Consider the following 21,383-nt stretch of genomic DNA (forward strand, 5'->3'; position numbering starts at 1 on the left):
TGCAGCCCGACGTGAATCGTATACGATCTGTCCCATGACGACGAGCGAGGAAGCTCCCATGATCTCCGACCAGACCAGGAGTGGTCAGACGACGGGCACCCCGGAGCCCCAGGACCCCCGCTTCGCCGCCCTCCCGTGTCGCCCGGGCAAGGTCATCGCCGTCCACCTGAGCTACGCCTCCCGTGCCGACCAGCGCGGGCGTCGCCCTGCGGCACCGTCGTACTTCCTCAAGCCGTCCAGCTCCGTGGCGCCCTCGCAGGGCACCGTGGAGCGCCCGGCCGGGACCGAGCTGCTGGCCTTCGAGGGGGAGGTGGCCCTCGTCATCGGTCGGCCCGCCCGGCACGTCACCGAGAAGGAGGCGTGGTCGTACGTGGGCTGGGTCACCGCCGCCAACGACCTCGGGCTCTACGACCTGCGCGCCAACGACAAGGGGTCCAACACCCGTTCCAAGGGCCGCGACGGGTATACCCCGGTCGGGCCAGAGCTCGTCGACGCGCGCCTCGTCGACCCCGCTGCGCTCAGGGTGCGTACCTGGGTCAACGACGAGCTGGTGCAGGACGACACCACCGCGGGGTTGATCTTCTCGCTGCCGCAGATCGTCGCCGACCTCGCCCAGCACCTCACCCTGGAGACCGGGGACGTCATCCTCACGGGCACCCCGTCCGGCTCCTCGGTCCTCGCCCCCGGTGACGTCGTCGAGGTCGAGGTGGACGCCCCCGCCGCCGAGGGCGCACCCACCAGCGGGCGGCTCGTCACCACGGTGGTCCAGGGGGAGGGCGGGTTCGACCCCGAGCTGGGCTCCCTGCCCGCGGTCGACGACACCCAGCGCGCAGAGGCGTGGGGCTCCCGGGAGGCGGCCGGCCTGCCGGCCGAGGACACCTCCTCCGCCCGCGAGCACGAGGTCGCGACGCGCCCGGCCCTGGACCCGGACCTGCACGAGCGGCTCCTGCAGGTGCCCGTGGCCGGGCTGTCGCAGCAGCTGCGGCAGCGCGGCCTCGACAACGTCACCATCGACGGCGTCCGGCCGCTGCACCCCGGCGCCAAGCTCGTCGGGCTGGCCCGCACCCTGCGCTTCGTGCCCAACCGCGAGGACCTCTTCCGCAGCCACGGCGGGGGCTACAACGCCCAGAAGCGCGCCTTCGACGCCGTGGGCGAGGGCGAGGTCATCGTCATCGAGGCCCGCGGGGAGACCGGCTCCGGGACCCTCGGGGACATCCTCGCCATCCGGGCCCACGCCAACGGCGCCGCCGGCATCGTCACCGACGGCGGGGTGCGCGATTACGACGCCGTCGCTGCGGTCGGCATCCCCGTCTACAGCGCCGGGGCCCACCCCGCCGTCCTCGGCCGCCGCCACGTGCCGTGGGACCACGACCTCACGATCGCCTGCGGCGGCACCACTGTGCAGCCCGGTGACATCCTCGTCGGCGACGCCGACGGCGTGGTCGTCATCCCGCCCAGCCTCGCCGAGGAGGTCGTCGACGCCGCGCTCGCCAAGGAGGCCGAGGACGCGTGGGTCGCCGACCGGGTCGCCGAGGGGCACCCGGTGGACGGCCTCTTCCCGATGAACGCCGAGTGGAGAGCGAGGTACGACGCGTGGCGCGAGCAGAGCTGAGCAGCACGGACGCCTCGTCCCTCAGCAAGTCCCAGCGGGCCTACCACTGGATCAAGGAGCGCATCGCCAGCCAGGACTTCACCCCCGGCTACCGGCTCGTGCTCGGCTCCCTCGCCGGGGAGCTCGACATGAGCGTGGTGCCGGTCCGCGAGGCGATCCGCCAGCTCGAGGCGGAGGGGCTGGTGACCTTCGAGCGCAACGTCGGGGCCCGGGTGTCGATGGTCGACGACTCGCAGTACCGGCACAGTATGCAGGCGCTGTCGATCCTGGAGGGGACGGCGACCGCGCTCGCCGCACGTCGGCTGACGGACGACGACCTGCGCGCTGCCCGCAGCCTCAACGAGCTGATGATCGAGATGCTGGACCACTTCGAGCCACGCGCGTTCACCCGCCTCAACCAGGAGTTCCACTCCACCCTCTACGGTCGCTGCCCGAACCCGCGGCTGCTGGACCTGGTGGAGGCCGAGTGGGCCCGGCTGGGCCACCTGCGCGACTCGACCTTCAGCTTCGTGCCCGGACGCGCGCAGGAGTCGGTGCACGAGCACGAAGGCATCCTGCGGCTCATCGAGCACGGTGCACCTCTGGGCGAGATCGAGAAGGCGGCCCGGCGCCACCGCTCGGCGACCCTCGACGCCTACCTCATCCACGAGCACCCCGACGAGACGCTGGGTCTCCCGGCGTTCTGACCACCCCAGGAGGAGCATGATGACCGACCCCACCAGCACGGGGCACCGCCCCGCCGACCTGCCCGAGCGCATCCAGCATTACATCGACGGCGAGCTCGTCGACTCCGTGGACGGCGCGACCTTCGAGGTGCTCGACCCGGTCTCCAACGAGACCTACCTGCACGCCGCCGCCGGCACCGCCGCCGACGTCGACCGAGCCGTCGCCGCCGCCCGCCGGGCGTTCACCGACGGCCCCTGGCCGGGGATGCTGCCGCGCGAGCGCAGCCGCATCCTGCACCGGGTCGCCGACATCGTCGAGTCCCGGGACGCCCGGCTCGCGGAGCTGGAGTCCTTCGACTCCGGGCTGCCGATCACCCAGGCGCTCGGCCAGGCCCGCCGGGCCGCGGAGAACTTCCGGTTCTTCGCCGACCTGGTGGTGGCCCAGGCCGACGACACCTACAAGGTGCCCGGGCGCCAGGTGAACTACGTCAACCGCAAGCCCATCGGGGTCGCCGGCCTCATCACCCCCTGGAACACGCCGTTCATGCTGGAGTCCTGGAAGCTGGGCCCGGCGCTGGCGACGGGCAACACGGTGGTGCTCAAGCCGGCCGAGTTCACCCCGCTGTCGGCCTCGCTGTGGGCAGGGATCTTCGAGGAGGCGGGGGTGCCGCCGGGGGTCTTCAACCTGGTCAACGGTCTCGGGGAGGAGGCCGGGGACGCCCTGGTCAAGCACCCGGACGTGCCGCTCATCTCCTTCACCGGCGAGAGCCGCACCGGGCAGCTCATCTTCGCCAACGCCTCTCCCCACCTCAAGGGTCTGTCGATGGAGCTGGGCGGCAAGTCGCCGGCCGTCGTCTTCGCCGACGCCGACCTCGACGCCGCGATCGACGCGACCATCTTCGGCGTCTTCTCCCTCAACGGGGAGCGGTGCACCGCCGGCAGCCGGATCCTCGTGCAGCGCGAGGTCTACGACGAGTTCGTCGAGCGGTATGCCGCGCAGGCCCGGCGCGTCGTCGTGGGGCACCCCCACGACGAGCGCACCGAGGTCGGCGCGCTGGTCCACCCCGAGCACTTCGACAAGGTCATGAGCTACATCGAGATCGGCCGGGGCGAGGGTCGTCTGGTCGCCGGCGGTGGCCGGCCGGAGGGCTTCGAGAGCGGCAACTTCGTCGCCCCGACGGTCTTCGTCGACGTCCCCCGCGACGCCCGGATCTTCCAGGAGGAGATCTTCGGGCCGGTGGTGGCGATCACCCCCTTCGACACCGAGGAGGAGGCGCTCGAGCTGGCCAACGGGGTGAGGTACGGCCTGGCCGCCTACATCTGGACCAACGACCTGCGCCGCGCGCACACCTTCGCCCAGAGCGTGGAGGCGGGGATGGTGTGGCTCAACTCCAACAACGTGCGCGACCTGCGCACCCCCTTCGGCGGCGTCAAGGCCTCCGGCCTGGGGCACGAGGGCGGCTACCGGTCCATCGACTTCTACACCGACCAGCAGGCCGTGCACATCACCCTCGGTGGGGCCCACCACCCGACCTTCGGCAAGCGCGACGCGGCTGACCGCTGACCGCCCACCCCGAGCAGCCCCGACCACCCCGACCTCGCAAGGACGCGACATGAGCGACAGGCACACCGACAAGACCCTCACCTCCTCGGGCTACTACGTCTCCCAGGAGGCACACCCATCCACACCGACGACCCGGTGCCGACCCCGTCGGTTCCGGCTCCGGACATCCTGCGCTGCGCCTACATGGAGATCGTCGTCACCGACCTGGCTGCGTCCCGCGACTTCTACGTGGACGTGCTCGGCCTGACCGTCACCGAGGAGGACGACTCCACCGTCTACCTCCGCTCGATCGAGGAGTTCATCCACCACAACCTCGTCCTGCGCCAGGGGCCGGTGGCCGCGGTGGCGGCGTTCTCCTACCGCGTGCGCTCCCCGGAGGACCTGGACAAGGCGGTGGCGTTCTACACCGAGCTGGGGTGCCGGGTCGAGCGGCGGGCCGAGGGCTTCACCAAGGGGGTCGGCGACTCCGTGCGCGTCACCGACCCGCTCGGCTTCCCCTACGAGTTCTTCTACGACGTCGAGCACGTGGAGCGCCTGGCCTGGCGCTACGACCTCTACACCCCCGGTGCACTGGTGCGCCTGGACCACTTCAACCAGGTGACGCCGGACGTGCCCCGGGCCACGAAGTTCATGCAGGACCTGGGCTTCCGCGTCACCGAGGACATCCAGGACGACGCGGGCACGGTGTATGCCGCGTGGATGCGGCGCAAGCCGACCGTCCACGACACCGCGATGACCGGCGGCGACGGGCCGCGGATGCACCACGTCGCCTTCTCCACGCACGAGAAGCACAACATCCTGGCGATCTGCGACAAGCTCGGGGCGCTGCGCCGCTCGGACGCCATCGAGCGCGGCCCGGGCCGGCACGGGGTGTCCAACGCCTTCTACCTCTACCTGCGCGACCCCGACGGGCACCGGGTCGAGATCTACACCCAGGACTACTACACCGGTGACCCGGACAACCCCGTCATCACCTGGGACGTCCACGACAACCAGCGCCGGGACTGGTGGGGCAACCCGGTGGTGCCGTCGTGGTACACCGAGGCCTCCCTCGTGCTCGACCTCGACGGCAACCCGCAGCCGGTGGTCGAGCGCACCGACGACTCCGAGATGGGCGTCACCATCGGTGCCGACGGCTTCTCCTACACCCGCCGGGACGAGGACGAGGAGATGCCCGAGTGGAAGAAGGGTGAGTACAAGCTGGGGCACCAGCTGTGACGAGGGAGGACCACGGATGCTGACACCCGAGCAGATCGCCACGATCGCCGAGGAGCTGGCCGAGGCGGACCGCACGCACTCGGTCGTCCCGCGCATCACGGCGCGCTACCCCGAGGCGACCATCGAGGACTCCTACGCCATCCAGGGCGTGTGGCGTGACCAGAACCTCGCCGCCGGTCGCCGGCTGGTGGGCCGCAAGATCGGGTTGACCTCCAAGGCGATGCAGCAGGCCACAGGGATCACCGAGCCGGACTACGGCGTGATGTTCGACGACACCGTCCACGCCTCGGGCGCCGAGATCCCGGTCGACCACTTCTCCAATGTCCGCATCGAGGTCGAGCTCGCCTTCGTGCTGGCTCGGCCGCTGTCCGGGCCGGACTGCACCCTCGAGCAGGCCCTGGACGCCATCGACTACGCCGTCCCGGCGCTGGAGGTCCTCAACTCGCACATCGAGCTCGAGGGCCGCACCATCGTCGACACCATCAGCGACAACGCCGCCTACGGCGCGATGGTGCTCGGTGACGAGCGCCGGCGCCCGGACGAGATCGACCTGCGCTGGGTCCCCGGGGTGTTGTCCCGCAACGGGGAGGTCGAGGAGACCGGCGTGGCCGCGGGTGTCCTCGGGCACCCCGCGACCGGGGTGGCCTGGCTGGCCAACAAGTTCCACCAGCACGGCGCCCGGCTGGAAGCCGGCGAGATCATCCTGGCCGGGTCGTTCACCCGGCCGATGTGGGTGTCCCGCGGGGACGACGTGCACTGCGACTACCGCGAGATGGGGACCGTCACGTGCCGCTTCGTCTGACGCCGACCTTCCGCGACGTGCTCGCCTCCCAGGACCGGCCGATGGTCGGCATGTGGGTCAGCTCGGGCTCACCGCTGGTCGCCGAGATCGCCGCCGGCTCCGGTCTGGACTGGCTGCTCATCGACATGGAGCACGCCCCCAACGGCCTGGAATCGGTGCTCGCGCAGCTGCAGGCGGTGGCGGCATACCCCGTCGTGCCGGTCGTCCGCGTCCCCTCCGCCGACCCGGTCCTCCTCAAGCAGGTGCTCGACCTCGGCGCGCAGACCATCCTCGTGCCCATGGTCGACAGCGCGCAGGAGGCCGCCGACGCCGTCGCGGCGGTCCGCTACCCGCCCCGCGGCAGGCGGGGCGTGGGCTCGGCCCTCGGCCGCTCGGCGCGGTGGAACCGCGTCGAGGGCTACCTCCAGCAGGCCGAGGAGCACGTCTCGCTGCTCGTGCAGATCGAGTCCGAGGCCGCCGTCGAGGCGGCGGCCGAGATCGGGGCGGTCGACGGCGTCGACGGGGTCTTCGTCGGGCCCAGCGACCTGGCGGCGTCCATGGGCGTGCTGGGACAGCAGACGCACCCGGACGTGCGGGCCGCCGTGCTCCGGACCTTCGACGCGGTGCGGGCGGCGGGGACCCCCGTGGGCGTCAACGCCTTCGACCCCGCCGTGGCGGACGCCTACCTCGAGCAGGGTGCCTCCTTCGTCCTGGTCGGTGCCGACGTGGCGCTGCTCGCCCGCGGGTCGGAGGCGCTGGCGGCGCGCTTCATCAGCTCCGGCGGGGAGGACACCGACCGGTCCTGACGGCCCGCCCCCCGCCAGCACCTATAGTCGAGGGGTCCGGTGCCGCTGCGCGCCGGTGCTCGAAAAAGGAGCACGGAGCCGCGCCCGGCGCGGGAGACACATACGGCCTCGATCCCGTCATGTCTCCAGCAGAGGAAACTCGTATGCCCAGCGTCTCCGCCCACGTCGCCCACACCCTGGCCCGCCACGTCGACCACGTCTTCGGGGTCATGGGCAACGGCAACGCGCACGTCCTCGACGCCCTCGAGCGCTCGAGCGACGGTGCAGTTCACCGCGGTCCGCCACGAGGCCGGGGGAGTCGTGGCGGCGGACGCCCACCAGCGTGCCAGCGGGCGGATCGCCGCGGCGACCTCGACCTACGGCGCCGGCTTCACCACACGCTCACGGCGCTGGCCGAGGCGGTGCAGGCCAAGGTGCCGCTCGTCCTCGTCGTCGGCGACGGCCCGACCTCCGGCCCCGCCCCTGGGACGTCGACCAGATCGCGCTGGCCTCCGCGGTGGGGGCGCGGACGTATACCGTCGGTCGCACCGACGCGGCGGCGACCACGGTCATCGCGATCGAGCACGCGCTGACCTACCGGGTGCCCACCGTGCTGGCGGTGCCCTACGACGTCGCCCGCCTCGAGGCCGGGCCGGTGCCCGAGGTGCCCGCCCCGCTGACCCCGGCGCCCCGTGAGCCCGTCGGCGACTTCGCCGCCGGCTCCATCACGGAGATCGCCACCGCCCTGGCCGGGGCGCAGCGGCCGCTGCTGCTCGCCGGGCGTGGGGCGTGGCTGGCCGGCGCGGGGGAGGCGTTGGGGGACCTCGCCGACGCCACCGGCGCGGTGACCGCCACCACCTCGCTGGGGCGCAACATCTTCCCCCGGGCGGAGTACGACCTGGGGGTGGCCGGCGGTTGGGGTGCCGAGGGGGCGATGGACCTCGTCCGCGAGGCCGACGTCGCGGTCGTCTTCGGCGCCTCGCTCAACCAGTTCACGATGCGCTTCGGGGCGCTGCTGGCGCCCGGCACCCGCATCTTCCAGGTCGACGTCGCGCCGGCGGCCACCCACCCTCACGTCGGGGGTTACGTTCAGGGTGATGCGGCCATCGTGGCCAGGGCGGTCACCGCGCAGCTCGGCGAGCTCGGCCACGCGCCCGGCGCCTGGCGCGAGTCCGTCCCCGTCGCCGAGCTGCGCGCCTACCACCCCGGGGAGGACCTCGCGCCCGACGGCCGGCTGGACCCGCGGTCGGTCGCCGTCCGGATCGGCGAGCTGCTGCCGCAGGACCGGGTCGTCGTCTCCGACGGTGGGCACTTCATCGGGTGGGCGAACATGTACTGGCCGGTGGCGGCGCCCGACCGGATGATCATGGTGGGCACCGCCTTCCAGTCGATCGGCCTGGGCTGGCCCTCGGTGCTCGGCGCCGCGCTGGCACGCCCGGACGCGACGGTCGTGCTCACCACCGGGGACGGCGGCGGGCTCATGGCCCTGGCCGACCTGGAGTCGGCGGTGCGCGTCGCCGGCGGGTCCGGGATGGCGGTGGTGTGGAACGACGGGGCCTACGGCGCCGAGGTCAACCTCTACGGGCTGCAGGGGCTGGCGCTCGCGCCGATGCTCATCCCAGAGGTCGACTTCGCCGCGCTGGCCTCCGGTGTGGGCGCCCGAGGGGTCGTCGTGCGGAGCCTGGACGACCTCGACCAGCTCGCCGACTGGGCGGCGCAGCCGGCCGACGATCGCTCGTTCCTCGTCCTCGACTGCCGGGTGTCCCGCGACGTCGTCGCGCCCTACCAGGAGGAGATCATCCGGGTGAACAGCTGACCTCGGGTCAGGAGGCGGCGCCCTGGCCATCGCCGGCCACGATCCGCTCGCGCAGGGCCTTCGGGCTCAGGGTTGAGGATGCTGCCGGACGTGCTGGAGCAGGTGTCGTCGGAGCGGGGGGAGTCGACCGACATGAAGAGCAGCGAGCCGTCCTCGGAGACGGACACGTCACCCTGCCCGCCGGGGCACAGCACCTGGGTGACGAGCTCGAGGTCCTTGGGCTTGGAGATGTCCCAGATGCGGAGGCCGTCGTAGTTGCCCTGGAAGGCGTAGTCGCCCCAGAAGGCGATGTCGGTGTTGAAGCCCTCGAGCGACGCCTGCTTCGGGGTGTTGCTGAGCAGCGTCATGTTGTCGCTGGTCTGGATGTCGTCCGGGTCGGCCTGGACCGCTCCCGGTAGGTACGCGACGCAGGTCGTCGCGAAGACCGCCGTCGCCGCGGTGCGCAGCAGACGTCTGGTCCGGTTCGTGTTGTCCCCCATGACAGCCAACCCCCAGTGGTTTCGGGGATCCTCCGACCCTAGGGGGGTGACGTCGGGAATCCGAGGGTGACGGGCCAGACTTGGGACAACTTTAGGGACCTGATGGAAGCGCTGCCGACCGAGGCGGGTCGGGTCTGTCGGCGTTGCCGGGCCGGTGGGCCTCAGACCTGGACGTCGTCACCGCACAGGTGCACGGACAGACCGAGGCGGTCGAAGAACGCGGCCTTGGCGACCAGCGCGCGGTCGGCGCTCTCGGAGTCGTCGGCATACGCGATCTGGACGTGGTTCGCCTTGTGCCGCGCCATGAACTGGTCCCGGCCCACGCCGTGGTGGACGACGTGCGCGATCGGCCACTCCGGGTTCGTCGCCTCCTTGCGTCGCCGCGTCTCCTCCTCAGGCAGCTCGACGACCGAGGCCCGTCCGAGGTCGACGTGCAGCTCGCCGGCGACCAGGTAGACCCGCGACCAGACCAGCTGGCCGGGGGGGGGCTTGCTCACCCCGTTGATGGTCGCACCGCCCGCAGGGAAGAAGACGTTGCCCTGCCGCCAGCCCTCGGCACCGGCATACCCGTCCGCGAAGTGCGAGGGCGGCACCGACCCGGATATCTCGTAGACCCAGACGAACCGGCCGTCGTACTCCTCTCCCCAGCGCACGTCGTGCAGGGTGGTCGCCGGGTCCAGCCCCATCGCGGTCCAGACCCGGTTGGTGACCAGCGCGTCCACCGCGGCGCCCTCGTCGACCTCGTTGAAGTGTGGCAGCGGGGTGCCCTCGTAGAGCACCCGCGACCCGTCCCGGCTGGTGACCGGGGGCCGGGCCACGTTGTTGAGGATGCCCTCGGCGAGGTCGGAGGCGGGGGAGAGGTCCTTGAGCCCCTGCTGGTACTGGATGCCGACGGCGTCCAGCCCGAAGTCGTCACTGATCCGCAGCGCCGCGACGTACATCTTGTACTGCCAGGTCAGCTGCTCCTCGGTGAGCTCGGTGTCCGGGTCGGTGCCGGTGCGGAACGTCATCCCCGCCTCGGTCAACCAGCGCCCCACGGCCTCGGCCTCCTGCTCGGGGACCCGCTGCATCTCCGCCCACAGGGCGCTCTGGCTGAGCCGCTCCTTGTAGATGCCGATCTGGTTGAGCACCTCGTCGTCGATGATGCCGTTGTACATCCCCATGCAGCCCTCGTCGAAGACGCCGATGATGGCCTTCTCCCGCAGGAGCTGCTCGGCCAGCGCGACCCCCAGGTCGCGCTCGTCCGAGGACGGCAGTGCGGGCAGGTCGCGGACGTGGCTGGCGTCGTGCTCCAGGGTGCCGGTCCGCAGCCAGGTCGCCACGCCGTCCCGGAACCAGGCGTCGGTGCCGTCGACCGTCCAGATCGTCGAATAGGCCTTGCCCATCTTCGTGAGCCCGGCGTTCAGCCCGAGCAGACCGACAAGCCCGGGCCACTCCCCGGCGAAGTTGGCGACCGTGAGGATGGGCCCCTGGTGGGTGCGCAGCCCGGCCAGCACGTGGTGGCTGTACTGCCAGATGGCCTCCGCCACGATCAAGGGCGCGGTGGGAGGGATGGAGGCGAACACGTCCAGGCCCATGCGCTGGCTGGAGATGAAGCCGTGGCCGGCGCCGGGGTCGACCGGGTGCGCGCGCTGCACCGTCCACCCCTGCTCGGCGAGTGCGTGCGCGACGTACTGCTCCAGCTGCACCTGGGTCTGCCAGCCCGCGAGGTTGGCCGACTCCCTCAGGTCGCCGCTGGCCACGAGGTATGCCGTGCGCTCCGGTGCGGCGGGCACGGTCGTGGGGGTCGGCATGAGGTAGGTGCTCATCGAGGTCTCCTGTCGGTGGTGCTGGGTGAGGCGGGGGCGGTGCGGTGGTCGGTGCTGCGCTGCAGGTCGGCGAGGGCGTGTGCGATGTCACGGGTCGCCGGGTACAGGTCTCGGTAGGCGGCGTAGAGCCGGTCGTAGGTGTCCCGGGTGGTCGGGTCGGGCCTCACGACGAGCTCAATGGGGTTCCAGGCGTCGATGTCCGGGCCGGCCCCGTCGTCCGTCAGCGCCGTCGCCGCCAGCCAGGCGGCGCCGTAGCTCGCGCCGATGCTGGTGCGCCGTACGACCTGCTCGAGGCCGGTGACGTCGCTGACGACCTGGGTCCAGAGGCCGCCTCGGGTGCCGCCGCCGACCGCGACGACCCGGTCGATCGGCACCCCGGCCTCGCGCAGGCCCTCGACGTTGTGCCGCACCCCGAAGGCGGTGGCCTCCAGCATCGCCCGGTAGAGGTCGCCGCGGGTGTGGGACAGGGTGAGCCCGGCCACCACCCCGCGGGCGTCCGGGTCCTGCACGGGGGTGCGCTCGCCGGCGAAGTAGGGCAGTGCCAGCAGGCCGTCCGCGCCGGCGGGGGAGAGCGGCCTCCTCCAGCAGGGTCTCGTAGGGCACGTCGCCGACGAGGCGGCGGACCCAGGCGGTCAGGGCGCCGGAGGTGGCCATCCCGCCGGCCAGGTTGAAGGTGCCGGGAAGGGCGCCCGTCGTGCCCCACATGACCGGGGACGTCACCGGCTCGGTGCCGGTCGCGACGAGGAAGAGCGTGGTGCCGTACATCAGCATGAGGTCGCCGGGGCCCTGCGCGCCGACGCTGAGCGCTTCGGTCCAGGCGTCGATGGTGCCGGCCACCACGGGGGTCCCCGCGGGAATGCCGCAGACCTCGGACCGGGTGGTGCCGACCGGCTCGGCCGGCCAGCGCAGCCGTGGCAGCTCGAGGTGCTCCGCGACCAGGGGCGCCCACCGCGCGTGCCAGTCCTGGGTGTGCCGGTCCAGCATCGGCGTGCACTGGCTCGCGGAGTGGCGGTCCAGCACGTACTCACCGGTGAGGCGGTAGGCCAGCCAGGACGCCGGCATGAAGAGCCGGCGGGCCCGGGCCCAGGCCTGCTGCTCGTGCTCGGCGACCCAGCGCAGCTTGGGACCCACCGCCTGGCTGGTGAGGACGCTGCCCGACCCCTCCATCACGGCTCCCGGACCGCCCAGCTCCTCGTGCAGGGCGTCGATCTGGGAACCGGCGCGGGTGTCGACGCCGTAGAGCACGGCGGGCCGGACGGGCACGTCGTCCTCGTCGGTGAGCAGCACGCACGGGCCCATGCCGCTGACCCCGATCGCGAGCACGCGGACGTCGGCTGCCGGGCCGGCCTCCGCGCCGACGAGCTCGGCCGCGAGCTGCTGGAACTCCTGCCACCACAGCTCGCCGTCCATCTCCACGTGCCCGGGCGCTGGCCGGGACACCTCGTGCTCGCGCACGGCGCTGCGCAGCACCTCCCCGTCCGGGCTGACGAGGACCCCCTTGCTGCTCGACGTGCCGATGTCCACGCCGAGGTAGCAGGGGACGGTGCCGGGCCCGGGCCTCATCGTGTCTCCGGACCGGTCAGCAGCCTGGTCAGCGGCTCGGGCGTCGTGGGGTCCAGGACGACCCGGCGGGGCGGGCCGGTCTCGCCCTGCAGCCGCTCGACGAACATCTGCGCCGCCCGCGTGCCCATCTCCCGTGGGTGCAGCGGCATCGTCACGGCACCGGCGACGTCGGAGGTGATGAACGGCAGGTCGCCGATGACCGAGACCTGAGGGGCGGCGTGGTGGGTCGTCGTGGACAGTGCCCGCAGCAGGCCGACGCCGACCATGTTGTTCGTGGCCACCACGGCCTCGGGCGGCTCCGGCAGATCGAGCAGCTCGTGCATGGCGCTCTGCCCGCCCTCGACCCGGTAGGTGGCGTGGAGCAGCAGCTGGGGGTCGGGTGTGGCGCCGGCCGCGGTCAGTGCCTGCGCCCACCCCTCGGCGCGCTCGCGGGCGGTGCTGGTCTCCTGCGGCCCGGTGATGCAGGCGATGCGCCGGTGGCCGAGCGCGAGCAGGTGCTCGGTCGCGATCCGGCCCAGGGCCTGGTTGTCGAGGACGACGTGGTCCAGCGGCGCGTCGACCAGCCGGTCGATGACCACGACGGTGCGGCCCTTGCGCAGCAGGGGGTCCAGCCGTGGATCGGGTCCGGCCGGAGCCAGGATCAGCCCGGCCATCTGCTCCTCGGAGGCGACCTCGACGTACCGCGCCTCCTGCTCGGGGTCGTCGTCGCTATTGCACAGCACCAGCGACAGCCCCGCCTCCCGGGCGACGTCCTCGACACCCCGGGCCACGGCGGTGAAGAAGGGGTTCTCCACGTCGGGGACGACGAGGGCGACGACGTCGCTGTAGCGACGCCGCAGTGATCGAGCCGTCCGGTCGATGGAGTAGTCGAGCTCGGCGGCGGCGCGCCGGACCGCCTCGGCCACCTCGTCCGAGACCGGCTTGCCGCTGAGGGCCGGGAGACGGTGGCGGTCGAGACCCCGGCCCGGGCCGCCACCTCGGCCATGGTGGCCATCAGCTGAGCCGTCGGACGGTGTCCACGATGAGCTGGCGGGTCGCGGCGTCCGGTGCCTCGATCGCCATACGGGTGGTGTGCGGTGACCCCGAGCACCCGGTATGCCTCTTCATCCGGGCGATGTCGCCGGCGATGACGTCGCACGCCTCGTCGACGTCGGCCTGGGCGGCGGCGCGGGCGTCGTCGTCCTGGTCCGCCGCGGCGGCCGCCGTCCGGAACGGCCGGGGCAGCACCGAGGAGACACCGGAGACGACGCCCTGGGCACCGACCGCCCCGACCGCGAGGATGTCCCGGTCCGCGCCGGTGTAGAGCTGGAAGCCGTCGGGCACGACGGACCGGTAGGCCTGCAGCTGCTCCAGCGGCTCCTCGCTGACCTTGGCTCCGACCACGTGCGGCAGCTCGGCCAGGCGGGCCATCAGCTCGGTGGACACGCTGTTGCCGGTGCGGCGGGCATAGGCGTAGACGAAGAGGTCGAGACCGTCGCAGGCGGCGTCCGCGGTGGTGAAGAAGTCGAGCATCGCGGCATCGGTGGCCGGCAGGTAGTAGGGGGTGATGAGGGCGATCTCGCGGGCCCCGGCGGCCCGGGCCTGTTCCACCAGCTGCAGGACCTCGTACACGCTGGCGGCGCCCACGTGCACGACCACCCGCATGTGGTGCCCGAGGATGTTCATGGCCGCCTCGACGACCTGGCCGCGTTCGGCCACGGTGAGGGCCGCGAACTCTCCGGTGGTGCCGAGCACGAAGGCGCCCTCGTTGCCCGACCGGCTGATGTGCTCGAGGATGGCGCGCGACCCCTCGAGGTCCAGGGACCCGTCCGGGTGGAAGGCGGTCGGGGTGGCGGTGAAGATCGTGGGGCTGGTCATCTCAGTCCTTCCGGGACGTCGAGTCGGGGGAGTGGGTGTCGTCGGTGTGGGCGGTGCCGGGGGTCGGGTCGTTCGCGGCGGCCGAGGACGGCCGCCCGCGGCGTCGGGCCAGCACCGGGCGTAGGACCGGCCAGAGGAGGGATAGCACCGCCATGAGCAGCAGCGCCAGGGCGATGGGGCTCCACACCTCGAAGAAGGAGCGGTTGCCCGAGAGCACGAGCGTGCGCGCGAGGTTCTCCTCGGCGATCGGGCCTAGGATGAGGCCGAGCACCACGGGCCGGCCGGGATCCCGACGCGCTTGAAGACGAGGCCGAGAGCCCGAACAGCAGCATGGTGCCGACAGTGAAGATGTTGTTGCTGGTCGCGAAGGTGCCGACCACGCAGAAGATGAGGATGGTCGGCCACAGCAAGTGGTTCGGGGTGTCGAGCAGCTTGACCATGCCGCGCAGCCGGGCCAGGCTCGCGGCCAGCGCGACGAGGGTGGCCAGCACCATGATGCCGGCGATGCTCACCAGCAGGTCCGGCTGGTCGGTGAACAGCCGTGGACCGGGTTGCAGGCCCCAGATGAGCATCGAGCCGATCATGACCGCCATGACCGAGTCGCCCGGGATGCCGAGCGCCATGGTGGTGGTGAGCGATCCGCCGAGGGTGGCGCTGGAGGCGGTGTCGGAGGCGACGACGCCCTCCAGGTTGCCCTTGCCGTAGGTGTCGCCGGTCGCGGACGCGCGTCGGGCACGGTCCCAGCCGATGAGGCCGGCGATGTCCCCGCCCGCGGCCGGCACCAGACCCACGGCGGTGCCGATACCGGCGCTGATGCCGAAGGGCTTGGCCGAACGTCGGAGCTCGGCCCGGTTCGGCCACCAGCGGCCGAGCGCCGAGATGGGCCTGACCTTCTGCTCGTGCGAGGTGAGCATCTGGTCGAACAGCTCGGCGACACCGAAGAGGCCGATGATGACCGCGATGAAGCTGAAGCCGTCCTGGGCGAGGTTGATGTTGCCGAAGGTGAAGCGGCTGTCACCGGTGGCGCTGTAGAGACCCACGGTGCCCAGCAGCAGGCCGAAGGCGCCGGCGAGGACGCCCTTGAGCATGGACCGGCTGGACACCCCGATCATCACCGTCAGTCCGAAGACCACCAGGGCGAAGAGCTCGGGGGAGCGGAAGTAGTTGCGGGCCACTGTCGCCACGGGGATGGCGGCGACGACGAAGAGCACCATGCTGACGAGGATCGCCAGCGCGGAGACCAACGCTGACATCGTGAGCGCCAACCCTGCCTCACCCTTCTTGGCCATCGGGTAGCCGTCGAAGGTGGTGGCGATCGAGGCGGGTGTCCCTGGCGTGTTGATGAGGATCGCCGGTATGCGGTCGCCGAAGTGTGCGGCGACGTAGATGGTGAGCAGCACGGCCAGGCCCGGCACCGGGTCCATGGTGAGCGTGAAGCCTGCCGCCAGGGCGACCGCCATGGTGGCGGTCACCCCGGGGAAGGCTCCGACGAGCAGACCCAGGAAGAGCCCGATGAGCATCGACGTGGCGACCTCGAGGCTGAGCAGCGCGGTGAGCCCCTCGGCGACGGCGCTCACAGCGGGATCCTCAGCAGGACACCGAAGAGGGCGTAGGTGAGGGCCGCGGCGAGCACCGGGAAGAGCACCAGCGACCGCCAGGACCGGGCGCCGTAGAGCCAGGCCAGGGCAGCCAGCAACAGGGCGCAGGCATACGGGAAGACGCGCAGCTCGTAGCCGAGCAGCACCACGTCACGCAGCTCCCAGACCGCGACGAAGGCGACCGTCAGCACGAGGGTGAGGGCCAGGCGCAGCGGCCCGCCGGGTCGGACGACCTCGAGGTCGTCCCGCGGGTCGGCGGGGCGGAGCAGGACGACCACGAGACGGCCGAGGGCCGCCGCGAGGCCGGCGCCCGCGAGGAGGGTGGGCCAGAACCGCGCGTCGATCTGCCCTGGCCCCGCCTCTCGCCGCAGCTCGATCTGCTGGGCGAGCACGAGGGCCGTGCCCATGACGAGCGCCCCGGCGACCGCCACGGTGATCTCCATGGCCCGGGAGGGCGGGGGCGGCGCGTCGGCCACCACGCCCTCGTCGTCGGCACCGTCGCTCCATCCTCCGACGGTGTCGACGGCGACGTGCTCGCTGCCCACGCTCACTCGCCCAGGAGTGACTGGAAGGCGTCGAACTGGTCGTTGACGAAGCCGGTGAACTCCTCGGAGTCGCGATAGACGACGAGGTTGCCGGCGTTTCCTGGAAGTCTTGGTAGGACTCCGACTCGACGGCCTCGGCGACCGCCTCCTCCAGGGTCTCGGCGACCTCCTCGTCGACCCCGGCCTGGGTGTAGATGCCACCCCAGCCGCCGAACTCGACCTCGGTGCCGACCGCCTCCTCGACCGTCGGCACGTCGGGCAGGTCGCGATGGCGCTCGTCGTGCATGACCCCGAGCACCCGGACCGCGTCGCCCTGGGCGAGCGCCTCGCCGGCCCCGGAGACCGCGGCCTCCACCTCGCCGGACGCGGCGGCGGACACGGCGGTGGCGCCGCCGTCGTAGGCGACGGGTGAGAACTGGGTGTCGAAGGCGTCGTTGAGGCCGAGGGTGGCCGCCTCCCAGATGGACCCGGCGCCTGAGTTGGCCACGCTCACCTCGCCCTCGGAAGCGGCGTCGACGAGGTCCTGCAGCGACTCATACTCGGAGTCCGCGGCCACGCTGATGACGCCGGGGGCCAGCATGATCTGGCCCAGGAAGGTGTAGTTCTCCGGGAGGACGTCGGCGCCCTGGGTGGTGTTGAGCATGGCGATCTCGACCGGGCCGAAGCCGATGACGGTGCCGTCTGGCTCCTGGTCGGCGACGTACTCCATCGCGATGGCGCCCGAGGCGCCCGGCATGTTCTCCGGGATGACGCTGACTTCGAGGATCTCCTCGAGCTCGGTGGCGAGGGCCCGGCTGGAGAGGTCCGACCCGCCCCCCGGGTCGGCCTGGATGATGAGCCGTATGTCCTCGCTGGGGTAGCCCTCTGCGGACTCCCCACCGTCGTCGGCGGGGCTGCAACCGGCGGCCACGAGGGCGAGGAGGGCGGTGCCGGCGCCGAGGGCGCGGGGCGTGCGGGAAAGCGACATGGTCAGACTCCTTTGTGAGACCGGGCGGGATGTCCGGGTGGGTGCAATCGATTACATTCATGCCCACCAGCATTCGCGGCCCGATGTAATCGATTTCACGATACGCTAAACCGTGCGCACCCGATCTGTCAACGCACGCCGGTCAACGCACCCAGCCACGCCCCCGACCGGGCGTCGTGAATGGTTGGCCTCAGACTGACCGAGCGTCGTGAATGGTTGATTATGATGGATGGCAGCAACCAGTCACGACGCTGGGTGGGCCCTACCGCAACCACAAGCGACGCTCGGTCGGGGTGGCGGGGGAAGGCAGGCCGGCTCAGGGGCTGGTCCCGTCAGGAGAGGGTGGCGTCAGGGCCCGGGTAGGACGGTTGGGCCCGGCGTGCTGCACGGCGTAGGCGCCCACCCGTACCGCGTGGTCCGTGGCAGTCGCGAGGTCATCGCCCCGCAGCAGCCGTGCGGCCAGCGCACCCGTGAAGGCGTCGCCCGCCCCGGTGGTGTCGGCGACCGACACCCGGGGGCTGGGGTGCGACGTCACCGCGTCCGGGTGGGCGACCACGGCACCCGCGCCGCCGAGGGTGATGACCACCGAGCGCATCCCGGCGGTGAGCAGGGCGCGCGCCAAGTCAACGGGCTGGCCGGCGGTCACCTCGGACCCCAGCCTGAGCTCCCGGGCGGCAAGGGCGGCCTCGTGCTCGTTGACCACGAGCGGGTCGGCCAGGGTGAGCACGTCACCGTCCACGCCGGACCAGGGAGCGACGTTGAAGACGGTCCGGATGCGCCTCGCGGCCGCGGCCCGCAGGGCTGCCTCGGTGGTGTCCCGCCGCAGCTCGCCCTGGAGGAGCAGCAGGTCGGCGGCGGTGAGATCGTCGACCGCTGCCTGGACCTGCTCCGGACCCACCTCGGCATTGGCACCGGGGATGACCACGATGGTGTTCTCCCCGTCGGCGCCGACGGTGATGACGGCCAGCCCCGTCCGTGCCGTCGGCAGGGCCACGACCTGCGCCAGGTCGACGCCGGCCAAGCGGAGGCAGGTCAGCGCGACGTCGGCGTCGGCGTCCGCACCGACCGCGCCGACCAGACTGACGGGGGCGCCCTGCAGCGCGGCGGCCACTGCCTGGTTGGCCCCCTTGCCGCCCGGTGAGCGCTCTCCACCGGTCCCGAGCAGCGTCTCGCCCGGTGCGGGGTGGCGCTCGACGTGGGTGAAGAGGTCGACGTTGACGGAGCCGACGACCAGCAGCCGGCCGCTCATGCCCGGCTCGCCTCGGCGAGCAGCTCGAGCACGTGCCGGTACGGGTGGCCGGTGGCCCGGGTCATCCCGATCTCGCAGGTGCGGTTCGAGGAGACGAAGCCGGGCTCGGCGGCCGGGCTCGGGGTCACCCGCGCGACGATACCCGCGACCTCGGCGGCCTCCGCCGCGGTGGCCGAGGCGGTGAGCTCGGGGTGCAGCAGACCGCGGTCCCCGGCGAAGGCACAGCAGCCCCAGGACACCGGCACCACCACGTCGGTCGAGACCGCACGAGCCAGGGCCACCAGGGCCTCGGTGCTGCCGGACCGCTCGGAGGAGCAGGTGGGGTGCACGACGACGGTGCGGTCGGTGCGACGTACGGCGAGCCGGGGGAGCACGGTGTCCCGGACGAAGTCGACGGCGTCCACCACCCTCAGCTCCGGCGCGCGCTCGGCGAGCATCACGACGAGGCCCTCGGCGCAGGAGGACGCCTCGACCACCACCGGCAGCCGGCCACCCTCGGTGGCCTCCCGCAGGGCCGGGACGACCCGGTCGACCATGACGGCATACCCGTCGTCCAGCCCCTTGGACTTCCATGGGGTGCCGCAGCACAGGTCGCGGATACCGGCCGGCGTGCGCAGCGGGACGTCGGCGCGCACGCACAGGTCGACGAGTGCACCGGTCGCCCCGGAGCCCAGGTCGCCGCGGTGGCCGCCCGGCTCGGTCCCGAACATCTCGCCGATGCAGGTGCTGAAGAGCACGGCGGCGGGGGAGGCGGGGTCGAGCTCACGGCGACGCCGGCCGCCGCGCGGCAGGCGCGGGTCGTAGAGCGGTACGGCGTCGGCGCCGGCCACCGCGCGCACCACCCGCGTGGCAGCCACCGGGACGCCGGAGGGCACCAGGCGGGCCGCACTCAGCGCCAGCCCGCCCAGCGGCGCGACCGTGCCCCAGGCCCGCGCCGCCCCTGCCCAGGCCGTCTGCGCCGTGCGGGTGGCGGACTCCCTGCGCAGCCTCCGGGTGAGAGCACCCGTGTCGATGCGGACCGGGCACGCGCTCTGGCACATCCCGTCGACGGCGCAGGTCTGGTTGCCGTCGTAGTCGTAGTCGCGCTCGAGGGAGTCGGCGAGCGCGTGGTCACCGGCGGCGCGCGCGGTCTGGATGTCGCGGCGCACCACGATGCGCTGGCGCGGGGTGAGCGTGAGGTCCTTGGACGGGCAGACCGGCTCGCAGTAGCCGCACTCGACGCACCGGTCGACCTCCTCCTCGACCGGCGGCGCGGTCTTGAGGTCCTGCAGGTATGACGTGGGCTCGTCGGAGAGGACGGCCGCCGGGTTGAGCAGTCCACGTGGGTCGACGAGCCGCTTGAGCTGCCACATGACGTCGTAGAGCTCGTCGCCGTACTGCCGCCGGACGAAGGGGGCCATGATGCGGCCGGTCCCGTGCTCGGCCTTGAGCGAGCCGCCCTGGCCCAGCACCAGGTCGACCATGTCCTCGGTGAAGGCGGCGTAGCGGCGCATCGCATCGGGGTCGTCGAAGCGCTCGTTGAGCAGGAAGTGGACGTTGCCGTCGCGGGCGTGCCCGAAGATGACCGACTGCTCGTAGCGGTGCGTGTCGAACAGCTCGGTCAGCGCGACGCAGGTCTCCCCGAGCACGTCGACGCCGACGACGACATCCTCGAGCAGCGCGTTGGTGCCGGCGGGGCGGGCCTCGGCGACGGCGGAGAACAGCCCCTTGCGGACCCTCCACAGCGCGGCGCGCTCCCGGGCGTTCCGGGTGAGCCGGGCAGGCTCGGTCAGCGCCAGCCCGTCGAGGGTGGCGGCCGCCGACGCCAACGTGGCGTCCAGCTCGGCGGGGGTGTCGCCCTGCCACTCGACCAGCAGCGCGGCGTGCTCCTCGATGGCGAGGGAGGCGATCTGGGGCGGACAGGCCGGGTCCTGCTGGGCCACCCGCAGCGACGCGGCGTCGAGCAGCTCGGCGGTGGCGACGTCGGTCCCGGCCAGCGCGGGGACTGCGCCGGTGGCCTCGGCGATGGTGTCGAGGACGAGGAGACCGGTGGCTACCTCGGGGTGGACGGGCACGGTCGCCAGGACGGCGGAGGCGACGAAGCCGAGCGTGCCCTCGCTGCCCACCATGAGGTGCACGAGCATGTCGAGCGGCCGCTCGTAGTCGAGCAGCGCGTTGATGCCGTAGCCCATGGTGTTCTTCATCGAGAACAGCCGCCGGATCGTCGCGACCGAGTCCGGGTCGGCGAGCACCTGCCGGCGCAGGGCCAGCAGCCCGGCCACCAGCTCGGGCTCCCTGGCCGCCAGCTCCGCCTCGGCGTCCGGGGCGCCCGAGTCGATGACGGTGCCCGAGGGCAGCACGAAGGTCAGCGACTCGAGCGTGGCGTAGGTGTTGAGCTCGGTGCCGCAGTGCATGCCGCTCGAGTTGTTGGCGATGACGCCGCCGAGCGTGCAGGCGCCCTCGCTGGCCGGATCCGGCCCGAGCTTGCGGTGGTAGGGCGCGAGCCGGGCGTTCACCGCACGCACCGTCACCCCCGGCTGGACCCGGACACGGGCCCCGCCGTCGAGCACCTCGACATCGGTGAAGTGCCGGCGGGTGTCGACCAGCACCGCGTCGGTGACGGACTGCCCGGAGAGGCTGGTGCCGCCGGAACGGAAGGTGATGGGCGCGCCCACGCGGTCGCAGGCGGCCATCACCGCGGCCACCTGGCTCGCGGAAGTGGGGCGGACGAGCAGCTCGGGCGTCAACAGGTAGTGCGACGCGTCGTGCGCGAGCGCGTGCAGGTCCATCGGCCGCCGGCTGACCGCGCCGTCTCCCAACTGCTCGCCGAGCGCGCTCTCGAGCCGGCTCCAGGGGATCTCCAGGGTCGTCCGCGGCACGCCCGTCATCCTAGCCCT

At 72.4% G+C, this 21,383-nt stretch carries 15 protein-coding genes and 5 pseudogenes; 8 read left to right on the forward strand and 12 right to left on the reverse strand.

The features are described 5' to 3' along the window. Positions 1-58 precede the first annotated feature (58 nt). The 7 genes and pseudogenes from FU792_RS05815 (at position 59) to FU792_RS05845 (ending at position 8,441) form a co-directional block, all read left to right on the forward strand. Positions 59-1,612, forward strand: a complete 1,554-nt coding sequence (locus FU792_RS05815) for a fumarylacetoacetate hydrolase family protein (RefSeq protein ID WP_022924663.1) — start codon at positions 59-61, stop codon at positions 1,610-1,612. After that, on the forward strand, positions 1,594-2,298 hold the full coding sequence (locus FU792_RS05820; protein WP_022924662.1) for a GntR family transcriptional regulator: 705 nt from the start codon (positions 1,594-1,596) through the stop codon (positions 2,296-2,298). The genes FU792_RS05815 and FU792_RS05820 overlap by 19 nt, the downstream gene beginning before the upstream one ends. 19 nt (positions 2,299-2,317) lie before the next feature. Next, positions 2,318-3,841, forward strand: coding sequence for a 5-carboxymethyl-2-hydroxymuconate semialdehyde dehydrogenase (gene hpaE / locus FU792_RS05825; RefSeq protein WP_028130950.1), 1,524 nt, complete (start codon positions 2,318-2,320; stop codon positions 3,839-3,841). A gap of 49 nt (positions 3,842-3,890) precedes the next feature. Then, positions 3,891-5,059: pseudogene (hpaD, locus tag FU792_RS05830) on the forward strand (3,4-dihydroxyphenylacetate 2,3-dioxygenase). Between the two features lie 16 nt (positions 5,060-5,075). Then, positions 5,076-5,861 carry a 2-keto-4-pentenoate hydratase gene (locus tag FU792_RS05835; RefSeq protein WP_022924659.1) on the forward strand — a complete coding sequence of 262 codons (786 nt, stop codon included), beginning with the start codon at positions 5,076-5,078 and terminating at the stop codon, positions 5,859-5,861. Next, complete coding sequence (locus tag FU792_RS05840) at positions 5,846-6,646, forward strand: aldolase/citrate lyase family protein (protein WP_022924658.1); 801 nt, start codon at positions 5,846-5,848, stop codon at positions 6,644-6,646. Before FU792_RS05835 ends, FU792_RS05840 begins: the two co-directional genes overlap by 16 nt. A gap of 143 nt (positions 6,647-6,789) precedes the next feature. After that, a pseudogene (locus FU792_RS05845) lies at positions 6,790-8,441 on the forward strand (thiamine pyrophosphate-binding protein). Here FU792_RS05845 and FU792_RS05850 read toward each other — a convergent pair. The 10 genes and pseudogenes from FU792_RS05850 to FU792_RS17750 form a co-directional block, all read right to left on the reverse strand. Beyond that, the gene (locus tag FU792_RS05850; protein ID WP_022924656.1) at positions 8,408-8,920 is read right to left on the reverse strand and encodes an LVIVD repeat-containing protein; all 513 of its coding nucleotides are present in this window, start codon (positions 8,918-8,920) and stop codon (positions 8,408-8,410) included. The pseudogene FU792_RS05845 and the gene FU792_RS05850 overlap by 34 nt on opposite strands. 161 nt (positions 8,921-9,081) lie before the next feature. Next, positions 9,082-10,728, reverse strand: coding sequence for a fucose isomerase (locus FU792_RS05855; protein WP_149814604.1), 1,647 nt, complete (start codon positions 10,726-10,728; stop codon positions 9,082-9,084). Then, positions 10,725-10,895, reverse strand: a complete 171-nt coding sequence (locus FU792_RS18770; RefSeq protein WP_338101203.1) for a hypothetical protein — start codon at positions 10,893-10,895, stop codon at positions 10,725-10,727. Before FU792_RS18770 ends, FU792_RS05855 begins: the two co-directional genes overlap by 4 nt. Positions 10,896-11,012: 117 nt before the next feature. After that, positions 11,013-11,237, reverse strand: a pseudogene (locus FU792_RS18775) (FGGY-family carbohydrate kinase); the annotation flags it as partial. 364 nt (positions 11,238-11,601) lie between these two features. Continuing rightward, positions 11,602-12,291 (reverse strand): annotated as a pseudogene (locus FU792_RS18780) (FGGY family carbohydrate kinase); the annotation flags it as partial. Then, positions 12,288-13,196 carry a LacI family DNA-binding transcriptional regulator gene (locus FU792_RS05865; protein WP_238706054.1) on the reverse strand — a complete coding sequence of 303 codons (909 nt, stop codon included), beginning with the start codon at positions 13,194-13,196 and terminating at the stop codon, positions 12,288-12,290. The gene FU792_RS05865 and the pseudogene FU792_RS18780, both read right to left, overlap by 4 nt. 88 nt (positions 13,197-13,284) lie before the next feature. Continuing rightward, a complete protein-coding gene (locus FU792_RS05870) occupies positions 13,285-14,148 on the reverse strand; it encodes a dihydrodipicolinate synthase family protein (RefSeq protein ID WP_149814605.1) in 864 nt (287 codons plus the stop codon). After that, on the reverse strand, positions 14,145-15,725 hold the full coding sequence (locus FU792_RS05875) for a tripartite tricarboxylate transporter permease (RefSeq protein ID WP_238706055.1): 1,581 nt from the start codon (positions 15,723-15,725) through the stop codon (positions 14,145-14,147). The genes FU792_RS05870 and FU792_RS05875 overlap by 4 nt, the downstream gene beginning before the upstream one ends. Then, positions 15,722-16,291, reverse strand: a complete 570-nt coding sequence (locus FU792_RS05880; RefSeq protein ID WP_149814606.1) for a tripartite tricarboxylate transporter TctB family protein — start codon at positions 16,289-16,291, stop codon at positions 15,722-15,724. Before FU792_RS05880 ends, FU792_RS05875 begins: the two co-directional genes overlap by 4 nt. Before the next feature lie 163 nt (positions 16,292-16,454). Continuing rightward, positions 16,455-17,027 (reverse strand): annotated as a pseudogene (locus FU792_RS17750) (tripartite tricarboxylate transporter substrate-binding protein); the annotation flags it as partial. On the opposite strand from FU792_RS17750, the gene FU792_RS17755 reads away from it, so the two are divergent. Continuing rightward, positions 16,933-17,151 (forward strand): hypothetical protein, encoded by a 219-nt coding sequence (locus tag FU792_RS17755; protein ID WP_238706056.1) that lies wholly within the window; start codon positions 16,933-16,935, stop codon positions 17,149-17,151. The pseudogene FU792_RS17750 and the gene FU792_RS17755 overlap by 95 nt on opposite strands. A gap of 423 nt (positions 17,152-17,574) precedes the next feature. Here FU792_RS17755 and FU792_RS05890 read toward each other — a convergent pair whose 3' ends face one another. Both FU792_RS05890 and FU792_RS05895 read right to left on the reverse strand, forming a co-directional pair. After that, entirely contained in the window at positions 17,575-18,507 is a 933-nt protein-coding gene (locus FU792_RS05890) for a ribokinase (protein ID WP_149814607.1), read from the reverse strand. Then, complete coding sequence (locus tag FU792_RS05895; protein ID WP_028130949.1) at positions 18,504-21,374, reverse strand: FAD-binding and (Fe-S)-binding domain-containing protein; 2,871 nt, start codon at positions 21,372-21,374, stop codon at positions 18,504-18,506. Before FU792_RS05895 ends, FU792_RS05890 begins: the two co-directional genes overlap by 4 nt. Positions 21,375-21,383: the final 9 nt, after the last annotated feature.

The organism is Serinicoccus marinus DSM 15273 (genome assembly GCF_008386315.1).
GTDB lineage: Bacteria > Actinomycetota > Actinomycetes > Actinomycetales > Dermatophilaceae > Ornithinicoccus > Ornithinicoccus marinus.

What these genes read in the sequence shown, in the direction of transcription:
- FU792_RS05815 (WP_022924663.1), top strand. Translation starts at nt 59, where the DNA reads ATGATCTCCGACCAGACCAGGAGTGGTCAGACGACGGGCACCCCGGAG.
- hpaE (WP_028130950.1), top strand. Translation starts at nt 2,318, where the DNA reads ATGACCGACCCCACCAGCACGGGGCACCGCCCCGCCGACCTGCCCGAG.
- FU792_RS05835 (WP_022924659.1), top strand. Translation starts at nt 5,076, where the DNA reads ATGCTGACACCCGAGCAGATCGCCACGATCGCCGAGGAGCTGGCCGAG.
- FU792_RS05850 (WP_022924656.1), bottom strand. Translation starts at nt 8,920, where the DNA reads ATGGGGGACAACACGAACCGGACCAGACGTCTGCTGCGCACCGCGGCG.
- FU792_RS05855 (WP_149814604.1), bottom strand. Translation starts at nt 10,728, where the DNA reads ATGAGCACCTACCTCATGCCGACCCCCACGACCGTGCCCGCCGCACCG.
- FU792_RS05870 (WP_149814605.1), bottom strand. Translation starts at nt 14,148, where the DNA reads ATGACCAGCCCCACGATCTTCACCGCCACCCCGACCGCCTTCCACCCG.
- FU792_RS17755 (WP_238706056.1), top strand. Translation starts at nt 16,933, where the DNA reads ATGGCGATCTCGACCGGGCCGAAGCCGATGACGGTGCCGTCTGGCTCC.
- FU792_RS05890 (WP_149814607.1), bottom strand. Translation starts at nt 18,507, where the DNA reads ATGAGCGGCCGGCTGCTGGTCGTCGGCTCCGTCAACGTCGACCTCTTC.
- FU792_RS05895 (WP_028130949.1), bottom strand. Translation starts at nt 21,374, where the DNA reads ATGACGGGCGTGCCGCGGACGACCCTGGAGATCCCCTGGAGCCGGCTC.